24 protein-coding genes and 1 pseudogene are annotated in these 24,458 nt (G+C 54.7%); 13 read left to right on the forward strand and 12 right to left on the reverse strand.

The features are described from left to right. Positions 1–214 precede the first annotated feature (214 nt). Genes HV243_RS01190 through HV243_RS01200 form a run of 3 tightly spaced genes read left to right on the forward strand, consistent with a single transcriptional unit; the run spans position 215 to position 5,150 of the window. Positions 215–1,282 (forward strand): HlyD family efflux transporter periplasmic adaptor subunit, encoded by a 1,068-nt coding sequence (locus HV243_RS01190; RefSeq protein WP_181603924.1) that lies wholly within the window; start codon positions 215–217, stop codon positions 1,280–1,282. Further along, positions 1,279–4,026, forward strand: coding sequence for a ribosome-associated ATPase/putative transporter RbbA (gene rbbA, locus HV243_RS01195; protein ID WP_053389200.1), 2,748 nt, complete (start codon positions 1,279–1,281; stop codon positions 4,024–4,026). The genes HV243_RS01190 and rbbA overlap by 4 nt, the downstream gene beginning before the upstream one ends. Then, positions 4,026–5,150 (forward strand): ABC transporter permease, encoded by a 1,125-nt coding sequence (locus tag HV243_RS01200; protein ID WP_046274497.1) that lies wholly within the window; start codon positions 4,026–4,028, stop codon positions 5,148–5,150. The genes rbbA and HV243_RS01200 overlap by 1 nt, the downstream gene beginning before the upstream one ends. Positions 5,151–5,229: 79 nt before the next feature. On the opposite strand, the gene nikR is transcribed toward HV243_RS01200, so the two are convergent. The 3 genes and pseudogenes from nikR to HV243_RS01210 form a co-directional block, all read right to left on the reverse strand. Beyond that, a complete protein-coding gene (gene nikR / locus HV243_RS01205) occupies positions 5,230–5,631 on the reverse strand; it encodes a nickel-responsive transcriptional regulator NikR (protein WP_005121550.1) in 402 nt (133 codons plus the stop codon). Between the two features lie 14 nt (positions 5,632–5,645). Next, positions 5,646–5,726 (reverse strand): annotated as a pseudogene (nikE, locus tag HV243_RS25440) (nickel import ATP-binding protein NikE); the annotation flags it as partial. Beyond that, positions 5,723–6,583: a LysR family transcriptional regulator gene (locus tag HV243_RS01210; RefSeq protein WP_053389199.1), complete on the reverse strand. Its 861-nt coding sequence runs from the start codon at positions 6,581–6,583 to the stop codon at positions 5,723–5,725. The pseudogene nikE and the gene HV243_RS01210, both read right to left, overlap by 4 nt. A gap of 99 nt (positions 6,584–6,682) precedes the next feature. Between HV243_RS01210 and HV243_RS01215 the strand changes: the two genes are divergently transcribed. Further along, positions 6,683–7,189, forward strand: a complete 507-nt coding sequence (locus HV243_RS01215; RefSeq protein WP_016157682.1) for a phenolic acid decarboxylase — start codon at positions 6,683–6,685, stop codon at positions 7,187–7,189. Here HV243_RS01215 and acpT read toward each other — a convergent pair. Both acpT and HV243_RS01225 read right to left on the reverse strand, forming a co-directional pair. Next, positions 7,181–7,771, reverse strand: coding sequence for a 4'-phosphopantetheinyl transferase AcpT (gene acpT, locus HV243_RS01220; RefSeq protein ID WP_046274499.1), 591 nt, complete (start codon positions 7,769–7,771; stop codon positions 7,181–7,183). The two genes, HV243_RS01215 and acpT, sit on opposite strands and share 9 nt — an antisense overlap. Before the next feature lie 62 nt (positions 7,772–7,833). Then, positions 7,834–8,883, reverse strand: coding sequence for an AI-2E family transporter (locus tag HV243_RS01225; protein ID WP_047358185.1), 1,050 nt, complete (start codon positions 8,881–8,883; stop codon positions 7,834–7,836). Positions 8,884–9,016: 133 nt separating this feature from the next. Here HV243_RS01225 and HV243_RS01230 point away from each other — a divergent pair, with 133 nt between their 5' ends. Next, a complete protein-coding gene (locus HV243_RS01230; RefSeq protein ID WP_047358184.1) occupies positions 9,017–10,234 on the forward strand; it encodes an MFS transporter in 1,218 nt (405 codons plus the stop codon). A gap of 3 nt (positions 10,235–10,237) precedes the next feature. Here the strand turns inward: HV243_RS01230 and HV243_RS01235 are convergent, their stop codons facing one another. Both HV243_RS01235 and HV243_RS01240 read right to left on the reverse strand, forming a co-directional pair. Continuing rightward, entirely contained in the window at positions 10,238–10,795 is a 558-nt protein-coding gene (locus HV243_RS01235) for a DcrB family lipoprotein (protein ID WP_016154847.1), read from the reverse strand. Between the two features lie 72 nt (positions 10,796–10,867). Next, positions 10,868–11,533 carry a 7-cyano-7-deazaguanine/7-aminomethyl-7-deazaguanine transporter gene (locus HV243_RS01240; RefSeq protein WP_019078120.1) on the reverse strand — a complete coding sequence of 222 codons (666 nt, stop codon included), beginning with the start codon at positions 11,531–11,533 and terminating at the stop codon, positions 10,868–10,870. Between the two features lie 168 nt (positions 11,534–11,701). Here HV243_RS01240 and tusA point away from each other — a divergent pair, with 168 nt between their 5' ends. Further along, positions 11,702–11,947 carry a sulfurtransferase TusA gene (gene tusA / locus HV243_RS01245; protein ID WP_003827551.1) on the forward strand — a complete coding sequence of 82 codons (246 nt, stop codon included), beginning with the start codon at positions 11,702–11,704 and terminating at the stop codon, positions 11,945–11,947. A 46-nt stretch (positions 11,948–11,993) separates the two neighbouring features. On the opposite strand, the gene zntA is transcribed toward tusA, so the two are convergent. Continuing rightward, positions 11,994–14,192, reverse strand: coding sequence for a Zn(II)/Cd(II)/Pb(II) translocating P-type ATPase ZntA (zntA, locus tag HV243_RS01250; protein ID WP_053389198.1), 2,199 nt, complete (start codon positions 14,190–14,192; stop codon positions 11,994–11,996). A gap of 74 nt (positions 14,193–14,266) precedes the next feature. After that, positions 14,267–14,893 carry a lysoplasmalogenase gene (locus tag HV243_RS01255; RefSeq protein ID WP_016154844.1) on the reverse strand — a complete coding sequence of 209 codons (627 nt, stop codon included), beginning with the start codon at positions 14,891–14,893 and terminating at the stop codon, positions 14,267–14,269. Between the two features lie 141 nt (positions 14,894–15,034). Between HV243_RS01255 and HV243_RS01260 the strand changes: the two genes are divergently transcribed. Further along, positions 15,035–15,409 carry a DUF2500 domain-containing protein gene (locus HV243_RS01260; RefSeq protein ID WP_016154843.1) on the forward strand — a complete coding sequence of 125 codons (375 nt, stop codon included), beginning with the start codon at positions 15,035–15,037 and terminating at the stop codon, positions 15,407–15,409. Positions 15,410–15,493: 84 nt separating this feature from the next. On the opposite strand, the gene HV243_RS01265 is transcribed toward HV243_RS01260, so the two are convergent. Both HV243_RS01265 and rsmD read right to left on the reverse strand, forming a co-directional pair. Beyond that, the gene (locus tag HV243_RS01265; RefSeq protein ID WP_016154842.1) at positions 15,494–15,769 is read right to left on the reverse strand and encodes a DUF1145 family protein; all 276 of its coding nucleotides are present in this window, start codon (positions 15,767–15,769) and stop codon (positions 15,494–15,496) included. Next, positions 15,759–16,355: a 16S rRNA (guanine(966)-N(2))-methyltransferase gene (gene rsmD, locus HV243_RS01270; protein WP_016157666.1), complete on the reverse strand. Its 597-nt coding sequence runs from the start codon at positions 16,353–16,355 to the stop codon at positions 15,759–15,761. Before rsmD ends, HV243_RS01265 begins: the two co-directional genes overlap by 11 nt. Positions 16,356–16,631: 276 nt before the next feature. Between rsmD and ftsY the strand changes: the two genes are divergently transcribed. From ftsY to livJ, 5 genes are all read left to right on the forward strand, one after another. Continuing rightward, the gene (gene ftsY, locus HV243_RS01275; RefSeq protein ID WP_053389197.1) at positions 16,632–18,158 is read left to right on the forward strand and encodes a signal recognition particle-docking protein FtsY; all 1,527 of its coding nucleotides are present in this window, start codon (positions 16,632–16,634) and stop codon (positions 18,156–18,158) included. Between the two features lie 2 nt (positions 18,159–18,160). Beyond that, positions 18,161–18,829, forward strand: coding sequence for a cell division ATP-binding protein FtsE (gene ftsE, locus HV243_RS01280; RefSeq protein WP_003023420.1), 669 nt, complete (start codon positions 18,161–18,163; stop codon positions 18,827–18,829). Then, positions 18,822–19,880 carry a permease-like cell division protein FtsX gene (gene ftsX / locus HV243_RS01285; protein WP_016154839.1) on the forward strand — a complete coding sequence of 353 codons (1,059 nt, stop codon included), beginning with the start codon at positions 18,822–18,824 and terminating at the stop codon, positions 19,878–19,880. The genes ftsE and ftsX overlap by 8 nt, the downstream gene beginning before the upstream one ends. Before the next feature lie 255 nt (positions 19,881–20,135). Next, positions 20,136–20,990, forward strand: a complete 855-nt coding sequence (rpoH, locus tag HV243_RS01290) for an RNA polymerase sigma factor RpoH (protein WP_005121585.1) — start codon at positions 20,136–20,138, stop codon at positions 20,988–20,990. A gap of 267 nt (positions 20,991–21,257) precedes the next feature. Further along, on the forward strand, positions 21,258–22,361 hold the full coding sequence (gene livJ, locus HV243_RS01295; RefSeq protein WP_029139730.1) for a branched chain amino acid ABC transporter substrate-binding protein LivJ: 1,104 nt from the start codon (positions 21,258–21,260) through the stop codon (positions 22,359–22,361). A gap of 157 nt (positions 22,362–22,518) precedes the next feature. On the opposite strand, the gene panM is transcribed toward livJ, so the two are convergent. Further along, complete coding sequence (gene panM / locus HV243_RS01300) at positions 22,519–22,902, reverse strand: aspartate 1-decarboxylase autocleavage activator PanM (protein ID WP_053389212.1); 384 nt, start codon at positions 22,900–22,902, stop codon at positions 22,519–22,521. 424 nt (positions 22,903–23,326) lie between these two features. On the opposite strand from panM, the gene livK reads away from it, so the two are divergent. Beyond that, positions 23,327–24,436: a high-affinity branched-chain amino acid ABC transporter substrate-binding protein LivK gene (livK, locus tag HV243_RS01305; protein WP_053389196.1), complete on the forward strand. Its 1,110-nt coding sequence runs from the start codon at positions 23,327–23,329 to the stop codon at positions 24,434–24,436. Positions 24,437–24,458: the final 22 nt, after the last annotated feature.

The following is a 24,458-nucleotide window of genomic DNA, read 5'->3' on the forward strand; positions in this document are numbered from 1 at the left end:
GGCCAGGAACGCTGATGATGACAACATTACTACCCGATTTCACAGCATTTTCGTCATTCACTTCCTGCGCGGCGCAGGTTGCCTTAACGCCTGTCCGCTCTCTGGCCATAGTTTCTTATTCCTTCTCATCCCGGATGGAATCTCCCGCTGAATAGCTATTCAGCGGGCTTTGTGACACGCATCGTTTGATAACAGGGATTACGGCGGGTCGAATATGGATAAGTTTAAGCGTCATGTGATGTGGTGGGGGGCGGGCATCCTGGTCGTGGTGGCCGCGATAGCATGGTGGATGCTCCGTCCTGCCGGAATACCGGAGGGGTTCGCAGCCAGCAACGGCAGAATTGAAGCCACCGAAGTGGATATTGCTACCAAGATTGCCGGGCGAATTGACACGATCCTTGTGTCGGAAGGGCAGTTCGTTCGTCAGGGCGAGGGGTTGGCGAAAATGGATACTCGCGTGCTGCAGGAGCAGCGGCTGGAAGCGATCGCGCAAATCAAAGAGGCCGAAAGCGCGGTGGCGGCGGCGCGAGCGCTGCTGGAACAGCGGCAAAGTGAAATGCGCGCCGCGCAGTCGGTAGTAAAACAGCGCGAGGCGGAGCTGCAGTCGGTTTCTAAACGCCACGTGCGTTCCCGTTCGCTATCCCAGCGTGGGGCCGTGTCTGAGCAACAACTGGATGACGATCGGGCCGCGGCAGAAAGCGCACGCGCCGCGCTGGAATCCGCAAAGGCGCAGGTCTCAGCGGCAAAAGCCGCAATTGAAGCCGCTCGCACCAGCATCATTCAGGCGCAAACCCGCGTAGAAGCTGCGCAGGCCACCGAACGTCGTATTGCGGCTGATATTGATGACAGCGAGCTGAAAGCCCCGCGCGATGGTCGCGTGCAGTACCGCGTTGCTGAGCCGGGTGAGGTGCTTTCTGCGGGTGGGCGCGTCCTGAATATGGTCGATCTCAGTGATGTCTACATGACGTTCTTCTTGCCTACCGAACAGGCTGGCTTACTGAAGATTGGCGGCGAAGCGCGCCTGGTGCTGGATGCCGCACCGGATCTGCGTGTTCCGGCGACCATCAGCTTTGTGGCAAGCGTCGCGCAGTTTACACCGAAAACGGTTGAAACCAGCGATGAGCGGTTGAAGCTGATGTTCCGCGTTAAAGCGCGGATCCCGCCAGAGCTGTTGCAGCAGCATCTCGAGTACGTGAAAACCGGTCTGCCGGGCATGGCGTGGGTGCGTATCGATGAAAATCGAGCCTGGCCTGACGACCTGATGGTGAGGTTGCCGCAATGACGCATCTGGCGCTGGTTCCCGTTCCTCCCGTGGCGCACCTTGACGGCGTGAGTCAGCATTACGGGAAAACGGTAGCGCTGAACAATATCACGCTGGATATCCCCGCCCGCTGTATGGTGGGGCTGATTGGCCCGGATGGCGTCGGAAAATCAAGCCTGCTGTCGCTCATCTCCGGCGCGCGAGTCATTGAACACGGTAACGTGATGGTGCTGGGCGGCGATATGCGCGACCCGAAACATCGCCGGGATGTCTGCCCGCGCATTGCCTGGATGCCGCAGGGGTTGGGGAAAAACCTGTACCACACGCTGTCGGTGTATGAGAACGTCGATTTCTTTGCCCGGCTGTTTGGCCATGACAAAGCGGAGCGCGAAGCGCGGATTACCGAGCTGCTGAACAGCACCGGACTGGCGCCGTTTCGCGATCGTCCGGCCGGGAAACTCTCGGGTGGGATGAAGCAAAAGCTGGGGCTGTGCTGCGCGTTGATCCATGACCCGGAACTGTTAATTCTCGATGAACCTACCACCGGGGTCGACCCGCTCTCCCGCGCCCAGTTCTGGGATCTGATTAACAGCATTCGCCAACGGCAGACCAACATGAGCGTGCTGGTTGCGACCGCATACATGGAAGAAGCCGAGCGCTTTGACTGGCTGGTGGCGATGAACGCCGGGGAGGTGCTGGCCACCGGGAGCGCGCAGCAGCTACGCGAAAAAACCAACACCGACACGCTGGAGCAGGCGTTTATCGCGCTGTTACCCGAAGCCCAGCGTCAGGCGCATAAGCCAGTGGTGATCCCGCCGTATCACGCTGAGCAGGAAGAGATTGCCATCGAGGCGAAAGATCTGACCATGCGCTTCGGCAAGTTCGTGGCCGTTGACCACGTTAACTTTCGTATTCCGCGCGGGGAAATCTTCGGTTTTCTCGGCTCCAACGGCTGCGGTAAATCCACCACCATGAAAATGCTCACCGGGCTGCTACCCGCAAGTGAAGGTGAGGCGTGGCTGTTTGGGCAAGCGGTTGACCCGAAGAATATCGATACCCGTCGCCGGGTAGGCTATATGTCGCAGGCGTTTTCGCTCTACAGCGAGCTGACCGTACGGCAAAACCTCGAGCTACACGCGCGGTTGTTCCATATCCCCGAAGCAGAAATCCCGGGGCGGGTACAAGAAATGAGTGAGCGCTTTTCGCTGACCGATGTCGAAGACGCGTTGCCTGGCGCGCTGCCGTTGGGGATCCGTCAACGCCTGTCGCTGGCGGTGGCGGTGATCCATCGCCCGGAGATGCTCATTCTCGATGAACCAACCTCCGGGGTCGATCCGGTGGCGAGAGACATGTTCTGGCAACTGATGGTCGATCTGTCGCGTCAGGATAAAGTGACCATTTTTATCTCCACCCATTTTATGAACGAAGCGGAGCGCTGCGACCGTATGTCGCTGATGCACGCCGGAAAAGTCCTGGCCAGCGGTACGCCGCAGGAGCTGGTGAAACAGCGTGGTGCCGCCAGTCTGGAAGAAGCGTTTATCTCCTGGTTACAGGAAGCGGCAGGTCCGGCGCCGGAGGCTCAGTTACCGCCAGCCAATGTCCCGTCAGTGCATGAAAACAGTCAGCCGCCGCACCAGGGATTTAGCCTGCGGCGCTTGTTCAGCTACAGCCGCCGCGAAGCGCTGGAGCTGCGACGTGATCCGGTACGTTCAACGCTGGCGCTGATGGGCACGGTGATCCTGATGCTGATCATGGGCTACGGCATCAGCATGGATGTGGAAAACCTGCGTTTTTCGGTGCTCGATCGTGACCAGACAGTCAGCAGCCAGGCGTGGACGCTGAATCTGGCGGGATCGCGCTATTTTATCGAGCAGCCGCCGCTCACCAGTTATGACGAGCTGGACAAACGGATGCGCTCGGGCGAAGTCGCGGTAGCCATAGAGATCCCGCCAAATTTTGGCCGCGATATCGCGCGTGGAACGCCGGTGAAGATTGGCGTCTGGGTCGATGGCGCAATGCCGAGCCGTGCGGAAACGGTCAGAGGCTACGTGCAGGCGATGCACCAGACCTGGCTGCAGGATGTGATGGCGCGTCAGCCAAATACCAGCGGGCAAAACGGATTGATGACCATTGAAACTCGCTATCGTTACAACCCGGATGTGAAAAGCCTGCCAGCGATTGTTCCGGCGGTGATCCCGCTGCTGTTGATGATGATCCCCTCCATGCTCAGCGCTCTGAGCGTGGTGCGTGAGAAAGAGCTGGGGTCGATTATCAACCTGTACGTGACGCCCACTACCCGCAGCGAGTTTTTACTCGGCAAACAGTTGCCTTACATCGTGCTGGGCATGCTGAACTTCCTGCTGCTGTGCGCGCTGTCGGTGTTTGTATTCGGCGTCCCGCATAAGGGGAGTTTTTTGACCCTGACGCTGGCCGCGCTGCTGTACGTCACCATTGCCACCGGGCTGGGATTGTTAATTTCCACGTTTATGAAAAGTCAGATCGCCGCCATTTTTGGTACGGCGATTATTACGCTGATCCCGGCGACGCAGTTTTCCGGGATGATCGACCCGGTCGCCTCGCTGGAAGGGCCGGGACGGTGGATTGGCGAAATTTACCCGACCAGCCATTTTCTGACCATCGCGCGCGGGACGTTCTCTAAAGCGCTGGATCTGACCGATCTCTGGCCGCTGTTTATTCCACTGGCGGTAGCCATTCCAGTGGTCATTGGTCTGAGCGTATTACTGCTGAAAAAACAGGAGGGGTGATGCGCCGATTACGGAATATTTATAACCTCGGCATCAAAGAGTTACGCAGCCTGCTGGGTGACAAAGCGATGCTGACGCTGATCGTCTTCGCCTTCACGGTCTCGGTTTACTCTTCTGCGACCGTTCTGCCTGGGTCGCTGCACCTGGCGCCGATTGCCATTGCCGATATGGACCAGTCACAGTTGTCGAATCGCATTGTGAACAGTTTTTATCGTCCGTGGTTTTTACCGCCGGAGATGATTACCGCCGATGAGATGGATGCCGGGCTGGATGCCGGGCGCTATACCTTCGCCGTGAACATTCCGCCTGATTTTCAGCGCGATGTACTGGCTGGGCGGCAGCCGGATATTCAGGTTAACGTCGATGCCACGCGGATGAGCCAGGCCTTTACCGGCAACAGCTATATCCAGAATATCATCGGTGGCGAGGTGAACAGCTTTGTGTCGCGTTTCCGCGATAACAGCGAGCTGCCGGTGGCGCTGGAAATGCGTATGCGCTTTAACCCCAATCTGGAACCCGCCCGCTTTGGCGCGGTGATGGCGATTATCAACAACATCACCATGCTGGCGATTGTGCTTACCGGGTCGGCGCTGATTCGCGAGCGTGAACATGGGACCATTGAGCACCTGCTGGTGATGCCGGTGACGCCATTTGAAATCATGATGGCAAAAATCTGGTCGATGGGGCTGGTGGTGCTGGTGGTTTCCGGTCTGTCACTGATGCTGATGGTAAAAGGTGTGCTCGGCGTACCGATTGAAGGCTCGATACCGCTGTTTATGCTGGGAGTGGCGCTGAGCCTGTTCGCCACCACATCAATCGGCATTTTTATGGGCACGCTGGCGCGCTCCATGCCACAACTGGGGCTGCTGATGATTCTGGTACTGCTGCCGTTACAGATGCTCTCCGGCGGCTCTACACCGCGTGAAAGCATGCCGCAGGCGGTGCAGGACATTATGCTGACGATGCCGACTACCCATTTTGTTAGCCTTGCGCAGGCGATTCTTTACCGCGGCGCAGGATTTAATATTGTCTGGCCGCAGTTCCTGACGCTGCTGGCGATTGGCAGTACGTTCTTCGTGATAGCGCTGCTGCGTTTCAGAAAGACGATTGGCACGATGGCGTAAATATTATTGCCGGGTGGCGGCTGCGCCTTACCCGGCCTACAAACGGGAATGAATGTAGGCCGGGCAACAAAACAAGCAATTACTCTTCTTTCGGCAGGCACTGCAGATGACCGTGGCGCACGCCGCGCTGGGAAATCACGTCATCGGCAAAATGCTGCACATCGCCCATGTCACCTTTTAGCACAGCGATTTCCAGACAGTCGTCATGGTTGATGTGCACGTGCAGCGTGGCGACTGATAAATCGTGGTGGTGATGTTGGGTGGAAACAATACGGCTCGCCAGGTCACGCTTCTCATGCTCATAAACATACGAGAGCACTGCGAATCCCTGAGTGCCGTGCTCCTGGGTGGTTTCCTGCGCCAGTGCGCCGCGCAGAATATCGCGGATCGCTTCGGAACGGTTGTTATAGCCACGGCGCTGGCTCAGGCTGTCGAGCGTTTCCAGTAAATCGTCATCGAGGGTAATGGTGACTCGTTGCATCTGCAATTAACCTTTCATGTGGCGCGTGGGCGCACAGGGAGTAAGGGGAATAGCGTATTTTGTAACACACGTCCGGCATCCGGGGAAAAGGTTAATGCTCTCGCAATAAACGCAGCAGGGTTGTTACCTGTTCATCCAGCGGCGCGAGCGTGTCTTTGACGATCAGATGCAGCGGGGTGGCACGGCGAGCGCCATGGCTTAACGGCAGCGGTCGTAATAGCCCCTGCTCAAGCTGCTGCTGAATTCGCTCCTCAGGCAACCAGCCGTAACCGACCTGATACATCACCGCCTCAATCGCGGCATCAATGGTCGAGAAGGTCCAGGCATCGCGCACCGCTTGCTGCGGGTTGTCGCGATCGGCAATGCGAATCAGCGGCCACGCGCGTAACGCGTCTTCATCCAGCGGCGCATCCAGCATGCAGAGCGGGTGATCGCGGTGGGCAACGGCCACGAAGTCAATATTCATCAGCCATTCGCCGCGGCCGGTGATATCCTGGCGTCGGGTCAGGACCATCACGTCCGCATCGGCATGCGCCGCCAGTCGATCGTCACCATTCTCCAGCACTTCGGTCAAACGTACCTGCGTCTGCGGCCACGCCAGCTGAAACTGCTTGAGGATCGCGAACAGGCGTTTGCGTGGGAAGATGCTATCTACCATGAAATCCAGCCGCGTTCGCGTGCCGTTTTGCAACGTTGCTGCCCGGGTTTCCACCCATAAAAAGGCCTTCAGTAACGGTTTGACCTGGCCCAACAGTAGCTCTCCCGCAGGGGTTAATACCGCCCTGCGACCTTCCGGCGTCAGCAGCGTCACGCCAAGCCGCTCCTGCAGTAGCGCCAGATTGTAGCTCACCGAAGACTGGCTACGGTTGGTCTCTTCCGCAGCTTTAGCAAAGCTGCCCAGCTCCACCACTTTCTCCAGTAAGGCCCATTGCTCCAGCGTTGTCTTGTGCATAACTCATCTAAAAATTGAATGAATATGATGTAAACATAGCGTTATTTATCCAATTTTTGAAGCGGTAAGATCCTCGCATCAAGTAAGAGGAGAACGAATATGAGCACTTTTGATAAACATGATTTGAGCGGCTTTGTCGGCAAACATCTGGTCTATACCTACGATAATGGCTGGAATTACGAGATCTACGTGAAAAACGACACCACTCTGGATTACCGTATTCACAGCGGCATTGTGGGGAATCGTTGGGTGAAGGATCAGCGGGCGTACATTGTGCGGGTTGGCGAGAGTGTTTATAAAATTTCATGGACCGAACCGACTGGGACCGACGTCAGCCTGATCGTAAATCTGGGCGACAAACTCTTTCACGGCACCATCTTTTTCCCACGCTGGGTGATTAACAATCCGCAAAAAACGGTCTGTTTCCAGAATGACCATATTCCGCTGATGATGTCATATCGCGATGCGGGTCCGGCATATCCAACTGAGGTGATTGACGAGTTTGCGACCATCACCTTCGTGCGTGACTGTGGGGCGAATAATGACAGCGTTATTGCCTGTGCGGCCAGTGAATTGCCGGAAAACTTCCCGGAAAATTTACGCTAAGGCTTCCAGACGCTGCACGGCGTCGGCGGTCAGAGTAAACGGCGTGGGCGTACACACCGCCAGGCTCAGGGTATCGAGCTGGCACTGGCTGACTGAGAGTGAGGAGGTTAGCGCGGTGCTGTCGACACTGACAATTTGCCAGGCGCTGCCGCCACGCTGTTTCACGATAGCTTCTTTACGCGTCCAGATGCGCCAGAACGCCGCCAGCTGTTGCTCCGGGCGTTCGGCCTCAACTTCGGCATGTTCCCTGAGACTGAACACCGTATTTGCCAGCGTCTGCCAGTTATCGCGCGGGCGAACGACTTCAATATCACAGCCGACTTCCCCTTCGTCGCTGAGCAGCAGGGCAATATCATCACCGCTGTGGCTGAGATTGAACCACAGCGGTGTGTCGGCGGAAAAGGCCGGTTTTCCTTGCTCGCTGTAGACGATGTCCGGTAATGGCGAAAGAGTATGGGAAAGCAGCACGCGACCTGCCAGCCAGCGCGCACGACGAGCGCCTTGCGGGGCCTGCTCACGCAGTGCGGCAGGCAGTGTGCCAGCGCTTAAAACAGAAACTTTCCCAAGAACGATCCGGTACATATCAGGGCTAACCTTTAGTAATAATGGGGTTGTTTACCATTCTATACATGCTGTTTGCAAGTTTATCCAGGTAATCGGGTTTTGGGCCTGCCGGGTCCCAGCAAAATTGCCAGTTTGCTACCGCCAGTGGTGGTTTCCATCCAGATTTTACACACGCTGGTTAACGGCACGGAGAGCAGCATACCTACCGGACCAAGCAGCCATCCCCACACCAACAGAGAGAGAAAGACGATTAGCGTCGATAATCCCAGCCGGTGCCCCATCATGCGGGGCTCGAGGATGTTGCCAATTACCATATGCACCACCAGAAACAGCGCCCCAACCAGCACACATTCGTAAACGCCGTTGAACAGCAGCGCCTGGATCATGGGTGGAACGGCGGAAATGACCGAGCCAATGTTGGGCACGTAGTTTAGCAGGAATGCCAGCACACCCCACATCAGAGCAAACTGAATCCCCATTAGCGCCAGTCCCAGCCAGACGATGGCACCGGTCCATAAGCTGAGCAACGTTTTCAGCGCCAGATAGTGAGAAACACCTTTCAGCGCCCGATGGAGCCCCGCAATATGGATTTGGGGGTTGTTCAGCGCAAAGCGCAGCTTATAGGGGACATGACGCACCTCAAACAACATAAAGACCACCGTCATCACCAGCAGAACGACGCTGGCCATGGCACCGGAAAGACTTGTCATCAGCGTGGTTGTGAAGGTCATCAGCTTGTCGGAGTCCATACGTTGCAGCATGCGCTCCGGGGACATATGCAGATTCAGAAAAGGCACCATCTCTTGCAGATACAGAACCTTGCGCGTCAGCTCCTTGTTGTATTTTGGCAGCATGGCCATGAATTCAGTAATGGATGACGCCAGAACGCCGATTAACGCCGTAAGAACGATCAGCATTACCACCACGACTAACGTTATCGCGACCGGCCGACGTACACCCCGGCGAATAAACCAGGTGACCAGCGGATTCAATACAATGGCAAAAAAAAGGGCCAGCAGAAGCTGTACGATGATATCCGCCGCGGCATGAATACCCGCGAGGATCACCACCAGAGCGGCCAGTTTGAGCAGAATGTGCAAACCCGTTTTATCGGGCTGGGCGGTTGTCATGTCGTCTTCCTGTTTGCGTTTTTGCATTAAGTGTAGCGGCTGGCTTGCGACTGATATTCCTAAACTGACTACTGATTTCTGCCCGGCAACATGGTAGAAATGAAACACTGTTGTGAAAACGTGGTGATCCTCCATGCCCGAACCCGTCGCTGAACCGACGCTTAGCGGTTTACGCCTTAATCTGCGTATTGTCTCTGTGGTGATGTTTAACTTCGCCAGCTACCTGACCATTGGTCTGCCGCTCGCTGTATTGCCAGGCTATGTCCATGATGTGATGGGATTTAGTGCTTTTTGGGCAGGGCTGGTCATCAGCCTGCAATATTTCGCTACGCTGCTGAGCCGTCCACATGCAGGTCGCTATGCCGACCTGCTGGGGCCAAAGAAGATTGTGGTATTCGGACTGTGTGGCTGTTTTTTAAGTGGTCTGGGCTACTTCCTGGCGGGCTTCACGAATGGCTGGCCGCTGGCCAGCCTGCTGCTGTTATGCCTGGGGCGCGTGATTCTAGGGATCGGGCAAAGCTTTGCCGGGACTGGCTCTACGCTGTGGGGGGTTGGGGTCGTTGGTTCAATGCATATCGGACGGGTGATTTCGTGGAACGGCATCGTGACCTATGGCGCGATGGCGATAGGCGCTCCGCTGGGCGTTCTGTTTTATGCCTGGGGTGGCTTACAGGGACTGGCGCTGACCGTGATGGGCGTGGCGCTGTTGGCAATACTGCTGGCGCTCCCTCGTCCGGCGGTGAAGGCCAGCAAAGGCAAACCGTTGCCGTTTCGCGCGGTGCTTGGGCGTGTCTGGTTGTACGGCATGGCGCTGGCCCTGGCCTCAGCCGGATTTGGAGTGATCGCCACTTTCATTACCCTGTTTTATGATGCCAAAGGCTGGGACGGTGCCGCTTTCGCGCTGACGCTTTTTAGCTGCACGTTTGTGGGGACCCGCTTGTTATTCCCAAATGGTATCAACCGTTTAGGTGGACTAAATGTGGCGATGATCTGCTTTAGCGTCGAGATTGTTGGGTTGCTGCTGGTGGGGATGGCTTCCATGCCGTGGATGGCGAAAAGCGGCGTCCTGCTGGCCGGTGCAGGGTTCTCGCTGGTGTTCCCGGCGCTGGGCGTGGTGGCGGTAAAAGCCGTCCCGCAGCAAAATCAGGGCGCTGCGCTGGCGACGTATACGGTGTTTATGGATTTATCACTGGGAGTTACGGGGCCGCTGGCCGGGCTGGTCATGACGTGGGCGGGCGTGCCGGTTATCTATCTGGCGGCGGCAGGGCTGGTGGCGGTGGCGTTATTGCTGACCTGGCGATTAAAAAAACGGCCTCAGGTGGTGTCACCGGAGGCCGAGTCATCGTCTTAACCGTTACTGGATAACCAGCGTGTTAATGATGTTTTCTGCGGTAGTCTGCGCTTTTTGCTGATCGTCAGCAGGCAGCGTGATTTGCAGAGTCAGCAGTTGGTTATCGACTTTACCCAACACCACGGAAGAGTAAGCGGTCTGGCCTTTGGCCGAGATGATGCTGTCTAACTGCTGCAGCGTGTGGCCTTTCAGCTCAATAGATTTATTGGTGACGACCTGCAACTGCGGGTCGCGGCTACGCTGCTGATCTTCCAGGCGTTTTGCCAGCACAGCCAGGTCTTCGTTGGTATTGTCGCCAACAATCACAATCACCGCTTTCTGGCCGGTTGCGTCAGAATAAACGTGCATATTGTTCGCCTGGGTGCCCAGTTTGCCGCTCTGATCGGTCATATCCGCTGGCAGGGAAAAACTGAGTTTACCGTCCAACAGGCTGACCGGTTGTCCGGTGGCGCTACTTTCTGCGGCAGCACCCTCTGCTGGCGCTTTTGTATCGCTATTATCACAGGCCGCAAGCCCCATAACCAGCAGGCCAATACCGACATATTTAACCAGATTGCGCATTGACTTCTTCCTTTCGATAAACGGCCATAACGGCTCATTCGTCCATCTTATCACAACTCGGAAAATGAACCTTTAACTCGTCTGCAATGCAGAGATTTCGGATTTATCTGCCAGCCTTTTCAGTAACATATTCAGCAGCACGCCGTACATCGGCAGGAAGAAAATAATGCTGATCAGCACTTTGAAGCAGTAGTCGACCAGCGCGATTTCCATCCAGTGCTCGGCCATAAAGGCATCTGGGCTGCGCCAGAAAGCGATAAAGAAGAAGGCTAACGTATCGCTGATGTTGCCAAACAGCGTGGAGGCCGTTGGTGCCAGCCACCAGCGACGATTCTGACGCAGGCGGTTAAAGACATGCACATCCAGAATTTGACCCAGCGCGTAAGCCATAAAGCTGGCGGCGGCGATACGGGCGACAAACAGATTAAAGTGCAGCAGTGCGCCGAATCCCTGCCACGATCCCATATAGAACAGTGATGAAACGACATAGGAGATCAGCAGCGCGGGGATCATTACCGCAAAGATGATACGTCGTGCCAACGGTGCGCCAAAAATACGCACGGTCAGATCGGTCGCGAGGAAAATAAACGGAAAGCTGAAAGCGCCCCATGTGGTATGGAAACCAAAAATGGAGATCGGTAGCTGCACCAGATAGTTGCTGGAGGTGATCACCAGCAGATGAAATAGCGATAGCCAAAACAACGCTTTTACGCGTTGAGATTGTGTAAACGGAGTCATATTGTGACCTTTTTGTTGGATGGGGTGAGGGAACCCAATAAAAAACCGTCGCATGATACTGTTTTAAGAGCACATTGCAATGGTTGTTTTTCACGCAATCGTTAACCTGATTGGCTTACGCCACAACAGAGCGTAAAATAACGCCGTTTTTGAATGAACGAGACTACGATGAGCGATCTGTTTACCTCTCCCGACCATACTCTTGATGCCCAGGGGCTGCGCTGCCCGGAACCCGTAATGATGGTGCGTAAAACCGTGCGCGGCATGCAGGCGGGTGAAACGCTGCTGATTGTCGCCGACGATCCGGCGACAACCCGTGACATTCCCGGCTTCTGTACCTTTATGGAGCATGAGCTGGTGGCAAAAGAGACCGACTCTCTGCCGTACCGCTATCTGGTGCGCAAAGGCCAGTAATCTTAGCCGGATGGCGCTAATGCAACAGCCGTCCGGCACAGACGCATTATCCTTTACGTAGTAACCGCAGCGCGTTAGCGGTCACCAGTACCGTCGCCCCCGTATCTGCCAGCACCGCCAGCCACAGTCCGGTTATTCCGAGCAGCGTGGTGACGAGAAAAATCCCCTTCAGGCCTAGCGCAATCGCAATGTTCTGGCGAATATTGGCGTGGGTGGCACGGGCTAACTGAATCATTTGCACCAGACCACGCAGGCGGTTGTGGGTCAGGGCGGCATCGGCGGTTTCCAGCGCGACATCGGTACCGCTTCCCATCGCAATGCCAATGGTGGCTGCTTTCATTGCCGGAGCATCGTTGATGCCATCGCCGACCATCGCCAGCGGCGACTGTTGGTTAAGATGGGTAACGGCCTGTACTTTATCTTCCGGTAATAGACCCGCTTTGAATTCGAGACCCAATTCACTGGCAATAGCTGCTGCCGCTCGCGGGTTATCACCCGTCAGGATCACCCCTTTCACGCCAATCTGATTAAGCTCGCTGATGGCGCTTCGGGCGTCGTCGCGCAGCGTGTCCTGTAGAGCCAGCACGCCGAGAACGGCATCGTTACGCAGCACCAGCACCACCGTTTGACCCGCGCTTTCCAGCTCGCTTATCTGCCCGGCAAAAGCATCGGCAGGCTGCTTACCGGCGGCGCAAATCAGCACGCGTTCGCCGTTGACCAGTGCTTCAATGCCAGAGCCAACCAGCGCCCGCTGATCTTTTGCGACAGGGATAGTCAGTTCGCGCGTTTGGGCTTCCCGAACAATCGCCTGCGCCAGCGGGTGCGTCGCGCCTTGCTCTACTGCTGCCGCCAGCGCCAGCAGTTCTGCCTCGCCAATACCGCTTGCCGGGTGAATCGCCGTGACGCGCGGTTTACCGACGGTCAGGGTGCCGGTTTTATCAAACGCGACCTGCGTTATCCTACCCAACTGCTCCAGCGCGGCCCCGCCTTTGATTAACGCGCCACGACGCGCCGCGGCGGCAAGGCCAGAGGTAATGGCTGCGGGTGTGGAAATCACCAGCGCACATGGGCAGCCAATCAGCAGCAGCGTCAGCCCCTTATAAATCCACTCCTGCCAGGATGCGGCAAACAGCAGCGGTGGTACAAGGGTGACCAACAACGCAACCGCCATAATGGCTGGGGTGTAAATCCGGCTGAAACGGTCAATAAAGCGCTCAATGGGGGCGCGGCGTTCTTCCGCTTCTTCAATCAATTTCAGAATACGGTCAATGGCGCTGGCACCCGGTTCGGAGAGTACTTCCAGCGTTACCAGACGGTCCACGCTGGTGGCGCCCGCCGGGACTTTCTCGCCGGTGGCGCGCTCAACCGGTATCGATTCGCCGGTCAGGGCGCTTTCATCAAAGCTGGCAAACCCGGAGACCAGCTTGCCATCGGCAGGTAAACGCCCACCCGCGGCAACCTCGATAACATCGCCTGGCTGGAGAGTATTGATAGCAACCTCTTCGCGCTCGCCGTTACGCAGGCGCGTGGCGGTTTCCGGCTTGAGCGCCATCAGTGCGCTGACCCCTTTACGTGCGCGGCTGGCGGCCCATCCTTCCAGGCGTTCGCCAATTAAAAACAGCAGCAGCACCATGGCGGCTTCTGCCGTCGCGCCGATAAACAGTGCGCCAATGGCGGCCACGCTCATCAACGTTTCAATGGCAAAGTAGCTGCCGGTTTTCATCAGACGCAGGGCCTGACGGGCAATGGGATACAGACCTACCAGAGTGGTGGCGATAAATGCTATCTGGCCAAAGGGGTGATTGAACTGCTCCAGCCCCCAGCTAATCGCCATCATGATAATCAGCGAAATCAGCGGCAGGTTCTCTTTAAACCGCGACTCGGGGGCGGCGTCTGGCGCTTGCTCATCGCGCAGGGTATAGCCTGCCTTTTGCACTGCGCTTTCAACTTGCAGGCGGATATCGGAACCCGCGTCGACTACCAGTTTTTCGGTGGCGAACAGAACCTGGACCTGGTTGACGCCGTTGACCTGGCGGACCGCATTCTCCACTTTTCGGGCGCAGGCTGCACAGTCCATGCCTGCCACTTTCCAGGAGTAGCGGGTACCCATTACGGTACCGGATACGGGTGGTGGGGTGGCGCAACTTCCTTCGCAGCAGCAGTCGTCAGTCTTTTGTGGCGCAGGCGCTAGCTTGAAAGAAGAAAATTGTGGGGCTTTTTTGCCACTGGAATCGGGTGTCGACATGGCATCCTCCGGTTGATAATCATTTCATATTAACCGGAGGATACACTCTGGAGTCGACTCCAGAGTCAAGCGTTTTAAAGATACAACGAACGAACAATCAGGAAATGTCCGGCGAAGTAGCAGGCGGCAGCAATTGCGTTATCGGCGCGGAAGCGGCGACGGTAATGGCTACCCAGCCAGACAATGTTGCCGATGAACAGGAGTGATGCGCCCATAAAGGCCGACAGCGCCGGAGCGGTCGGGCGGAAGAACCACAGCTCACCAGCCATCCAGACCATCATCAGCGTGATACCAATAAAGGTACAGATAGCGATGCGTAGCTCTTCCAGACGCGTCCAGATCACGGCAATCAGCAACGCCCCCAGCACCACCAGCACCAACGGCAAAGGCCAGAAGAACGACAGCGTCATTTGGCTGGCGAAGTAAATGGTATACAGCAGATGCGACAGGAAGAATGCCCCCACGGCATACAAAAGGCGTTGGCGCGGTAACAGCGTCAGCGCATCGCCCAGCAGCGAGGCAAGCAGGCCAGCCAGCACCAGATAGCTGACAGCATTAAACATTGGCGCCTGCCAGGCCAGCAGCGCCAGCAGGAGTAAGGTTAGGGGTTTAAAGACCCAGCGTTGCCAGGCGGGCCCACGATAGGAAGCATCCACGAACAACCATGCGGAAAGGCAGACAGCGATAAACGACCAAAGCATCTTAGTTCCTTGAATTCGTTATTTTTTCGTAAGCGGGGTGCTCACGGCTCTACTGTTCAGTGTAGAGGTCGACACTGCCAGATGACAACACCATAACAGGCAATGTATGCTTATTTCCGCATTTTCTGATGGGTTAATAATATGAGCAAACCACCACTTTTTTTCATTGTTATCATTGTATTAATCGTTGTTGCTGCGTCGTTTCGCTTCGTTCAGCAGCGGCGTGAAAAAGCCGATAATGATACTGCGCCGTTAGTGCAAAAGCAGGTGGTGGTGAGTAACAAACGGGAAAAACCGCTTAACGATCGGCGATCCCGCCAGCAGGAAGTGAGCCCGGCGGGGACCAGCATGCGCTATGAAGTCAGTTTTAAGCCACAAAGTGGCGGCTTCGAGCAGACGTTTCGTCTGGATGCCCAGCAGTACCATGCGTTAACGGTCGGGGATAAGGGAACGCTGAGTTACAAAGGTTCGCGTTTTGTTGATTTTACAGTGAACGCCAAGGTTTCATCTGACTGATGCCGGATGGCGGCTTACGCTTTGTCCGGCCTGGAGATTTTGTCGCCCCGGCCTGCTAAGCGCCGCCGGGCGAAAAGATCACAGTTACTTTTTCAACTGATCTTTAATCTTCTTCTGCCAAACCAGTAACTCAAAGACGCCGAACAGAAAAATACGGATTTTCTCTCCGCGGGTCATCTGCGGGCCATCTTTAGGCATGGTGCTTTTTAACAGCGCCAGTTGCATGCCGTGCATTAGCACCATAAAAATCAGTGCGACGTTAACGAAGATGTTAAGCGGGCGTGGAAAGGGTTGGAAAATATTGAGTAGTAAAAATGCCCAGACGCACAACATCAGCAGGCGTCCCAGGTTAATCAGCATCGTGTTCTCCTCGTGCTTCACGTTGGTAAAGGCGATAGGCGACCTGTCCGGCGACTTTTTCGCGGTACAGCGACCAGTTCACCGGAACCGGCGGCAAACCGTTTTCTACTTCGCTTTCAACGTAAATATACGCTTCATTTGCCAGCCAGCCATGAGTTTCCAGAAGAGTTAATGTTTCTTCCAGTAATCCTTTGCGAAACGGCGGGTCAACAAACACCACGTTATGCGGCGTACCCGTCTGGGCCAAAAATGTCAGGGTATTGGTGTTGACGACCCGGGCATGGGGGGCTTTCAGCGTGGCGAGATTGTTTTGTAGCTGCTGTGATACCGCGCGATCCATTTCCAGAAGCGTCGCATTTGCCGCATAGCGAGAGAGGGCTTCTAGCCCCAGCGCGCCGCTGCCGGCGAAGCAGTCCAGGCAGTGAGCATCGACCATTACCGGGGCCAGCCAGTTAAATAAGGTTTCGCGTACGCGGTCGGTGGTTGGGCGCAGACCGGGACTATCCGGAACCGGGAGTTTACGGCCACGCCATTGGCCGCCAATAATGCGGATCTGGCCGCTACCAGAGTGATTCGGTTTTTTCATTTCAATTATTGCTCAATCCGCTGCTGACGTGTCATTCCAGGCGGTGATGTGAGTTAAGTTAACCCGTCGCCTTTCAAGTTACCTCTTCGTTGACTGCACTTACTCACCCGAATCACTTACTAAAAGTAAGCTCATCGGGATTCGTGCGCTTGCCGCCTTGACGTAACTCGAAATTCATTGGGTATAAGTGATAGACTATTTCATCATTTTTTTAGCTGCTATGTACATAGCGTTGACGCTGTGCCATGAAGCAACAGCGGGGGAGTGTAGTCGCAAATGGCGAAAGAGAAAAAACGTGGCTTTTTTTCCTGGCTGGGCTTTGGTCAAAAAGAGCAGGCACCGGAAAACGAGACAGAATTAAAAAACGAAGAACAACAACCGGTTGCTGAAGAAACTACCGTCGTTGACGAACCGCCGCGCGCCGAGGAAACCCGTAGCGAGGCGGAAACGGAAGCTTTTGCAGCTGAAGTTGTTGAAGTGACTGAACAGGTTGCGGAAATCGAAAAACTGCAGCCGGAAGCAGAACCTGTTGCCGAACAATCGCAGCCGGAGATTGAGCGGGTTGCTGAACCTGCAGCAGAACCCGTTGTGGAAACGCCAGCAGCGACGGTTATCGAACGCGAAGAATTGCCGCTGCCGGAAGAGGTGAAAACCGAAGAGGTTTCTGCCGAAGAGTGGCAGGCCGAAGCGGAAACCGTGGAAATCGTTGAGGCGGTTGAAGAAGAAGCCGAAAACGAACCGCACCTGACTGATGAAGAGCTGGAAGCGCAGGCGCTGGCTGCTGAGGCAGCTGAAGAAGCCGTGATGGTGGTGCCGGTAGAAGAACCTGCCGTAGAAGCACCGACAGAAGAAGAGGGAGTCCAGGAGCAGGAAAAACCAACGAAAGAAGGTTTCTTTGCGCGTCTGAAACGCAGCCTCCTGAAAACAAAAGAAAACCTTGGTTCCGGATTTATCAGTCTGTTCCGTGGTAAAAAGATCGACGATGATCTGTTTGAAGAGCTGGAAGAACAACTGCTGATCGCCGACGTGGGCGTAGAAACGACCCGCAAGATTATTGCGAATCTGACGGAAGGTGCCAGCCGTAAGCAGCTCAAAGACGCGGAAGCGCTGTACGGCCTGCTGAAAGAAGAGATGGGCGAGATTCTGGCGAAGGTGGAAGAACCGCTGAATGTTGATGGCAAGACGCCGTTTGTTATCTTAATGGTTGGCGTCAACGGCGTGGGTAAAACCACCACTATCGGAAAGCTGGCGCGTCAGTTTGAGCAGCAGGGTAAATCGGTGATGCTGGCGGCAGGCGATACCTTCCGTGCGGCGGCGGTAGAGCAGCTGCAGGTCTGGGGTCAGCGTAACAACATCCCGGTGATTGCTCAGCATACCGGCGCGGATTCCGCGTCCGTCATCTTTGATGCTATCCAGGCGGCGAAGGCGCGTAATGTAGATGTGCTGATCGCTGATACCGCAGGGCGTTTGCAGAACAAATCGCACCTGATGGAAGAATTGAAAAAAATCGTTCGCGTCATGAAGAAGCTCGACGAAGATGCGCCGCATGAAGTTATGCTGACTATCGACGCCAGCACCGGGCAGAATGCGATAAGCCAGGCCAAACTGTTCCATGAAGCCGTGGGCTTAACCGGTATCACCCTGACTAAGCTGGACGGTACAGCGAAGGGCGGGGTCATCTTCTCGGTTGCCGATCAGTTTGGCATCCCTATCCGCTATATCGGTGTGGGCGAACGTATCGAGGATTTACGTCCGTTTAAAGCGGACGATTTTATAGAGGCACTTTTTGCCCGAGAGGATTAACAATGATTCGCTTTGAACATGTCAGCAAGGCCTATCTCGGTGGGAGACAAGCGCTGCAGGGAGTTACCTTCCATATGCAGCCTGGCGAGATGGCATTTCTGACCGGCCACTCCGGCGCGGGGAAAAGTACCCTGCTGAAGCTGATTTGTGGAATTGAACGGCCCAGCGCCGGGAAAATCTACTTCAGCGGACATGACATCAGCCGTTTGAAAAACCGTGAAGTGCCGTTTCTGCGTCGTCAGATTGGCATGATTTTTCAGGATCACCACCTGTTGATGGACAGAACCGTGTTTGACAACGTGGCAATCCCGCTGATCATCGCGGGTGCCAGCGGGGACGATATTCGTCGTCGCGTGTCAGCGGCGCTGGATAAGGTCGGACTGTTGGACAAAGCGAAAAACTTCCCTATTCAGCTCTCCGGCGGTGAACAACAGCGCGTGGGCATCGCCCGTGCGGTAGTGAACAAACCTGCGGTATTGCTGGCGGATGAACCTACGGGGAACCTGGATGACGCGTTGTCGGAAGGGATCCTTCGCCTGTTTGAAGAGTTTAACCGCGTCGGGGTCACGGTATTAATGGCCACGCACGATATTGGCCTGATCTCCCGTCGCTCCTATCGCCAAATGGTTCTGAGCGATGGACATCTGCATGGAGGCCTGGCCCATGAATAGACGTGACGCTATTAATCAAATCAAACAGTTCGGTGGCCGACTGGATCGCTTCCGTAAATCGGGCGGCGCGCCGGGAGATGGCGGTCGTAACGCGCCAAAGCGGGCGAAAGCCGCGCCAAAGCCGAACTCGCGTAAAACCAATGTCTTTAACGAGCAGGTACGCTACGCGTTCCAGGGCGCGTTACAGGACCTGAAAAGCAAGCCGCTGGCGACGTTCCTGACGGTGATGGTTATTGCCATCTCCCTGACGCTGCCAAGCGTATGCTACATGGTTTATAAGAACGTCGACCATGCGGCAAGCCAGTATTATCCTTCTCCGCAGATCACCGTTTACCTGCAAAAAACGCTGGATGATGATGCAGCGGCGCGGGTGGTTGGTCAGTTGCAGGCCGAGCAGGGCGTGGAGAAAGTGAATTATCTTTCCCGCGATGACGCGCTGGGCGAATTCCGTAACTGGTCCGGCTTTGGCGGCGCGCTGGATATGCTGGAAGAGAACCCGCTACCGGCCGTGGCGGTAGTTATCCCGAAACTGGACTTCCAGGGCACGGAGTCGCTGAACACGCTGCGCGACCGTATCGCACAAATCAACGGTATTGATGAAGTGCGCATGGATGACAGCTGGTTTGCCCGTCTGGCTGCGCTGACGGGCCTTGTCGGACGCGTCTCCGCGATGATTGGCGTGCTGATGGTAGCGGCGGTCTTCCTCGTCATCGGTAACAGTGTGCGGCTGAGTATTTTTGCGCGTCGCGATACCATTAACGTGCAGAAACTGATTGGCGCGACGGATGGGTTTATCCTGCGTCCGTTCCTCTACGGCGGTGCGCTGCTCGGTTTTTCCGGCGCATTTCTTTCACTGATTTTGTCAGAAATTTTGGTGATGCGCCTGTCGTCAGCGGTTACTGAGGTGGCGCAGGTTTTTGGAACTAAGTTTGATATCAACGGCTTATCATTCGATGAATGCCTGTTATTACTGCTGGTGTGCTCGATGATTGGCTGGGTGGCAGCCTGGCTTGCCACGGTTCAACATTTACGCCACTTTACCCCCGATTAAAAAATCTCTGGTATAATCTTTCCCTGCACTGAGTAGTTCGCTCTGCAGGGAAAGAGTCCCTGTTATCTCTTCCCAGCGTATTCATTGTGATGTCACATTTTGTGCGTAATCTATACACATTACGACATGGAACTTGTGGATAAAATCACTGTCTGATAAAAGATTGAATGATATTCTCGTTGCTCATAAGCTCTGGCATGGTTGTTGCTATTGGTTTTAGCCAACCCGTCAGATGAAAAGATTGAGAGGATTTGAATGACCAAAGAAATGCAAAATTTAGCTTTAGCCCCTGTTGGTAACCTGGAATCTTACATCCGGGCTGCGAACGCGTGGCCGATGTTGTCGGCTGACGAGGAGCGGCTACTTGCTGAAAAGCTGCATTACCAGGGCGATCTGGAAGCAGCTAAAACGCTGATCCTGTCTCACCTGCGCTTTGTTGTTCATGTTGCTCGTAATTATGCGGGCTATGGCCTGCCGCAGGCGGATCTGATTCAGGAAGGCAATATCGGCCTGATGAAAGCCGTGCGCCGTTTCAACCCGGAAGTGGGTGTGCGCCTGGTTTCTTTCGCCGTGCACTGGATCAAAGCTGAGATCCACGAATACGTTCTGCGTAACTGGCGTATCGTAAAAGTCGCGACCACCAAAGCGCAGCGTAAGCTGTTCTTTAACCTGCGTAAAACCAAGCAGCGTCTGGGCTGGTTCAATCAGGATGAAGTTGAAATGGTTGCTCGTGAGCTGGGTGTTTCCAGCAAAGACGTGCGCGAAATGGAATCCCGTATGGCGGCGCAGGACATGACGTTTGACATGTCTTCAGACGACGAGTCTGACAGCCAGCCGATGGCACCGGTTCTTTATCTGCAGGATAAATCATCTAACTTTGCCGACGGCATTGAAGAAGATAACTGGGAAGATCAGGCCGCGAACAAACTGACCCACGCAATGGAGGGTCTGGACGAGCGTAGCCAGGACATCATTCGCGCCCGTTGGCTGGACGAAGACAACAAGTCGACGTTGCAAGAACTGGCCGATCGCTACGGCGTCTCTGCTGAACGTGTTCGTCAGCTTGAAAAGAACGCCATGAAAAAACTGCGTGCGGCGATCGAAGCATAATCTTCCGCCGACCTGGAAATGCTGATAAACCCTGGATGAAAATCCGGGGTTTTTTGTTTTTATCTCTCCCTCTCCTCTGACGTTTATGCTATTTGTCATCAGGTTGTTATCTGCATGTCAAATTTAGCTATTCCAAAATAATAAAAATCGGGTATGTTTTAGCAGAGTATGCTGCTAAAGCACGGGTGGCTATCCAATAATCGAAATAAAGTGCTGAACAACAACATCACAACACACGTAATAACCACAATAATGGGGATTGTCAGGATGAATATGAAGGGTAAAGCGTTATTGGCAGGATGTATCGCCCTGTCTTTGAGCAATATGGCGTTTGCTAAGGATATTAAAGTTGCCGTCGTCGGGGCGATGTCTGGCCCGGTAGCGCAGTATGGCGATCAGGAATTTACCGGCGCAGAGCAGGCAATTGCGGATATCAATGCCAAGGGCGGCGTGAAAGGTGACAAACTGGTCATGGTGAAATATGACGATGCCTGTGACCCGAAACAAGCGGTAGCGGTTGCGAACAAAGTGGTCAACGACGGGATTAAATACGTAATCGGTCACCTGTGCTCTTCTTCCACTCAGCCTGCGTCAGACATCTATGAAGACGAAGGTATTCTGATGATCACTCCAGCGGCAACGGCGCCGGAGCTGACCGCGCGCGGCTATAGCCTGGTAATGCGTACCACTGGTCTGGATTCCGATCAGGGCCCAACGGCCGCCAAATATATCGTTGAAAAAGTGAAGCCGCAGCGCATCGCGATTATTCATGATAAGCAGCAGTACGGTGAAGGCCTGGCCCGCGCGGTGCAGGATGGCCTGAAAAAGGGTAACGCCAACGTGGTGTTCTTTGACGGGATCACCGCCGGGGAAAAAGATTTTTCTACGCTGGTGGCACGTTTGAAGAAAGAGAACATCGATTTCGTTTACTACGGCGGTTACCACCCGGAAATGGGGCAAATCCTGCGCCAGGCACGCGCCGCGGGTCTGAAAACCCAGTTTATGGGGCCAGAAGGTGTAGCGAACGTGTCGCTGTCTAACATCGCCGGTGAATCTGCAGAAGGTTTACTGGTAACGAAACCGAAGAACTACGACCAGGTTCCAGCGAACAAACCCATCGTAGATGCTATCAAAGCTAAGAAACAGGATCCGAGCGGCGCATTCGTATGGACCACCTACGCCGCGCTGCAATCTTTGCAGGCCGGTCTGAACCAGTCTGACGATCCCGCTGAAATTGCCAAATACCTGAAAGCAAACTCAGTGGAAACCGTGATGGGGCCGCTGTCATGGGATGCGAAGGGCGACCTGAAAGGCTTCGAATTCGGCGTGTTTGACTGGCATGCAAACGGGACGGCGACAGACGCCAAGTGATTTTCCCGGCGCCTTTCGTGCCGCAGGTGTGTTGGCTGCGTTATTCAACCCCGGTCACTTACTTATGTAAGCTCCGGGGATTTTATAACTTGCCGCCTGCCTGCAACACAAAATTCTTGGGAAAATACTCGTAATACAATTGGTTGGGGGCGGTTTTCTACCGTTTCTCCCAGCCATTCTCCTGGACCGTAAACCCTAACACCTGCATAAATGCGGCCATCACGCTGCGGTCTTCAACGCCGACGTCGGCCATCCACCACGAACTCACGTCAGGGTTTTCCCGGATCACTTCTTCGATCAAATACTGCCCGACGCCGCGACGGCGGGTGATATCGCGCACGCGCAATGAATCCAGTGCGCCTTGTGTGCCGCTCAGGGTTACCCGCACGGCACCTAACAGACGCTCGTTAAAGCGTGCGGCGTAGATCTGGTGCGTTTCATCTACGCTTAATGATGAGGCGGAATATTCCGGCCAGATTTTGCCCAGATCAATCAGGTCCTGGTCGCTAAAGTTATCTAAACGAACGATGGTCAGCTTCATTAACAGCATGTCCAAATCACAAAAGATGGAATCAGTGTACCGAAATAATTCGCCCGGATGCTTTCTCTTTTTAATGCGATTAACCAGGTTAATAGTTTTGTAACAACGACAATGACAGATTGAAACAGTAGAGATTGAAAAACAGGCAGGATAATACCCTGGAATGCAGCATTTTATTCCGCTCTTTGTGCCGTTATTTTATGCTGACAAATGCACTTTTTTTTGTTTATCTATAGTGAAAAGCAGAATATTATCTTTTCTTAATCGACTGAAAAATAGAGATTTTAGCCGTAATTTGCTTAAAAAACTGCGCTAAACCATTAACGAGACTGGTAAAAATAGTACAGTTCAAAAAAAGCACAGTCTGCTTTTTAACCACATAAATACAAAATATATACATCATCACGAATGGGGATTCAGGAAAATGAAACGGAATGCGAAAACAATCATCGCAGGGGTGATAGCACTGGCAATGTCACACGCGGTCATGGCGGAGGATATCAAGGTCGCTGTTGTCGGGGCGATGTCAGGTCCGGTCGCGCAGTGGGGTGATATGGAATTTAATGGCGCACGTCAGGCCATTAAAGATATCAATGCCAAAGGCGGGGTCAAAGGCGACAAACTGGTTGCCGTCGAATATGACGACGCCTGCGATCCGAAACAGGCCGTTGCGGTAGCGAACAAAATCGTCAATGATGGCATTCAGTACGTTATTGGTCATCTGTGCTCATCTTCCACGCAGCCCGCATCAGATATCTATGAAGACGAAGGCATTCTGATGATTTCCCCGGGCGCGACCAACCCGGAACTTACCCAGCGCGGTTACGCACACATTATGCGTACAGCGGGCCTGGACTCCTCTCAGGGGCCGACCGCCGCGAAATACATTCTGGAGAAGGTGAAGCCGCAACGCATCGCCATCATTCACGATAAACAGCAATACGGTGAAGGCCTGGCGCGTTCAGTGCAGGAGAGCCTGAAAGCGGGCAAAGCCAATATCGTCTTCTTTGACGGGATCACTGCCGGGGAAAAAGATTTTTCTGCGCTGATCGCCCGCCTGAAAAAAGAAAATATCGATTTTGTTTATTACGGCGGATACTACCCGGAAATGGGACAAATGCTGCGCCAGGCTCGCTCCGTCGGGCTGAATACCCAGTTTATGGGGCCTGAGGGCGTGGGCAATACGTCGCTGTCTAACATTGCCGGTGATGCCGCTGAAGGCATGTTGGTGACCATGCCAAAACGCTATGACCAGGATCCGGCGAATAAAGCTATCGTCGATGCGCTCAAAGCTGACAAGAAAGATCCAACCGGGCCGTACGTGTGGATCACTTATGCAGCCGTCCAGTCACTGGCGACAGCAATGGATCGCAGCGGTAGCAAAGAGCCGTTGGAGCTGGTGAAAGATCTGAAAGCACACGGGGCTGACACCGTGATTGGGCCGCTGAAATGGGACGAAAAAGGCGATTTGAAGGGATTTGAGTTTGGTGTCTTCCAGTGGCACGCGGACGGATCATCGACCGTCGCGAAGTAATAGCTGAAGACGAGTTATCCCA

It is taken from the genome of Citrobacter sp. RHBSTW-00599 (assembly GCF_013784065.1).
In the GTDB taxonomy this organism is placed as follows: Bacteria; Pseudomonadota; Gammaproteobacteria; order Enterobacterales; family Enterobacteriaceae; genus Citrobacter; species Citrobacter braakii.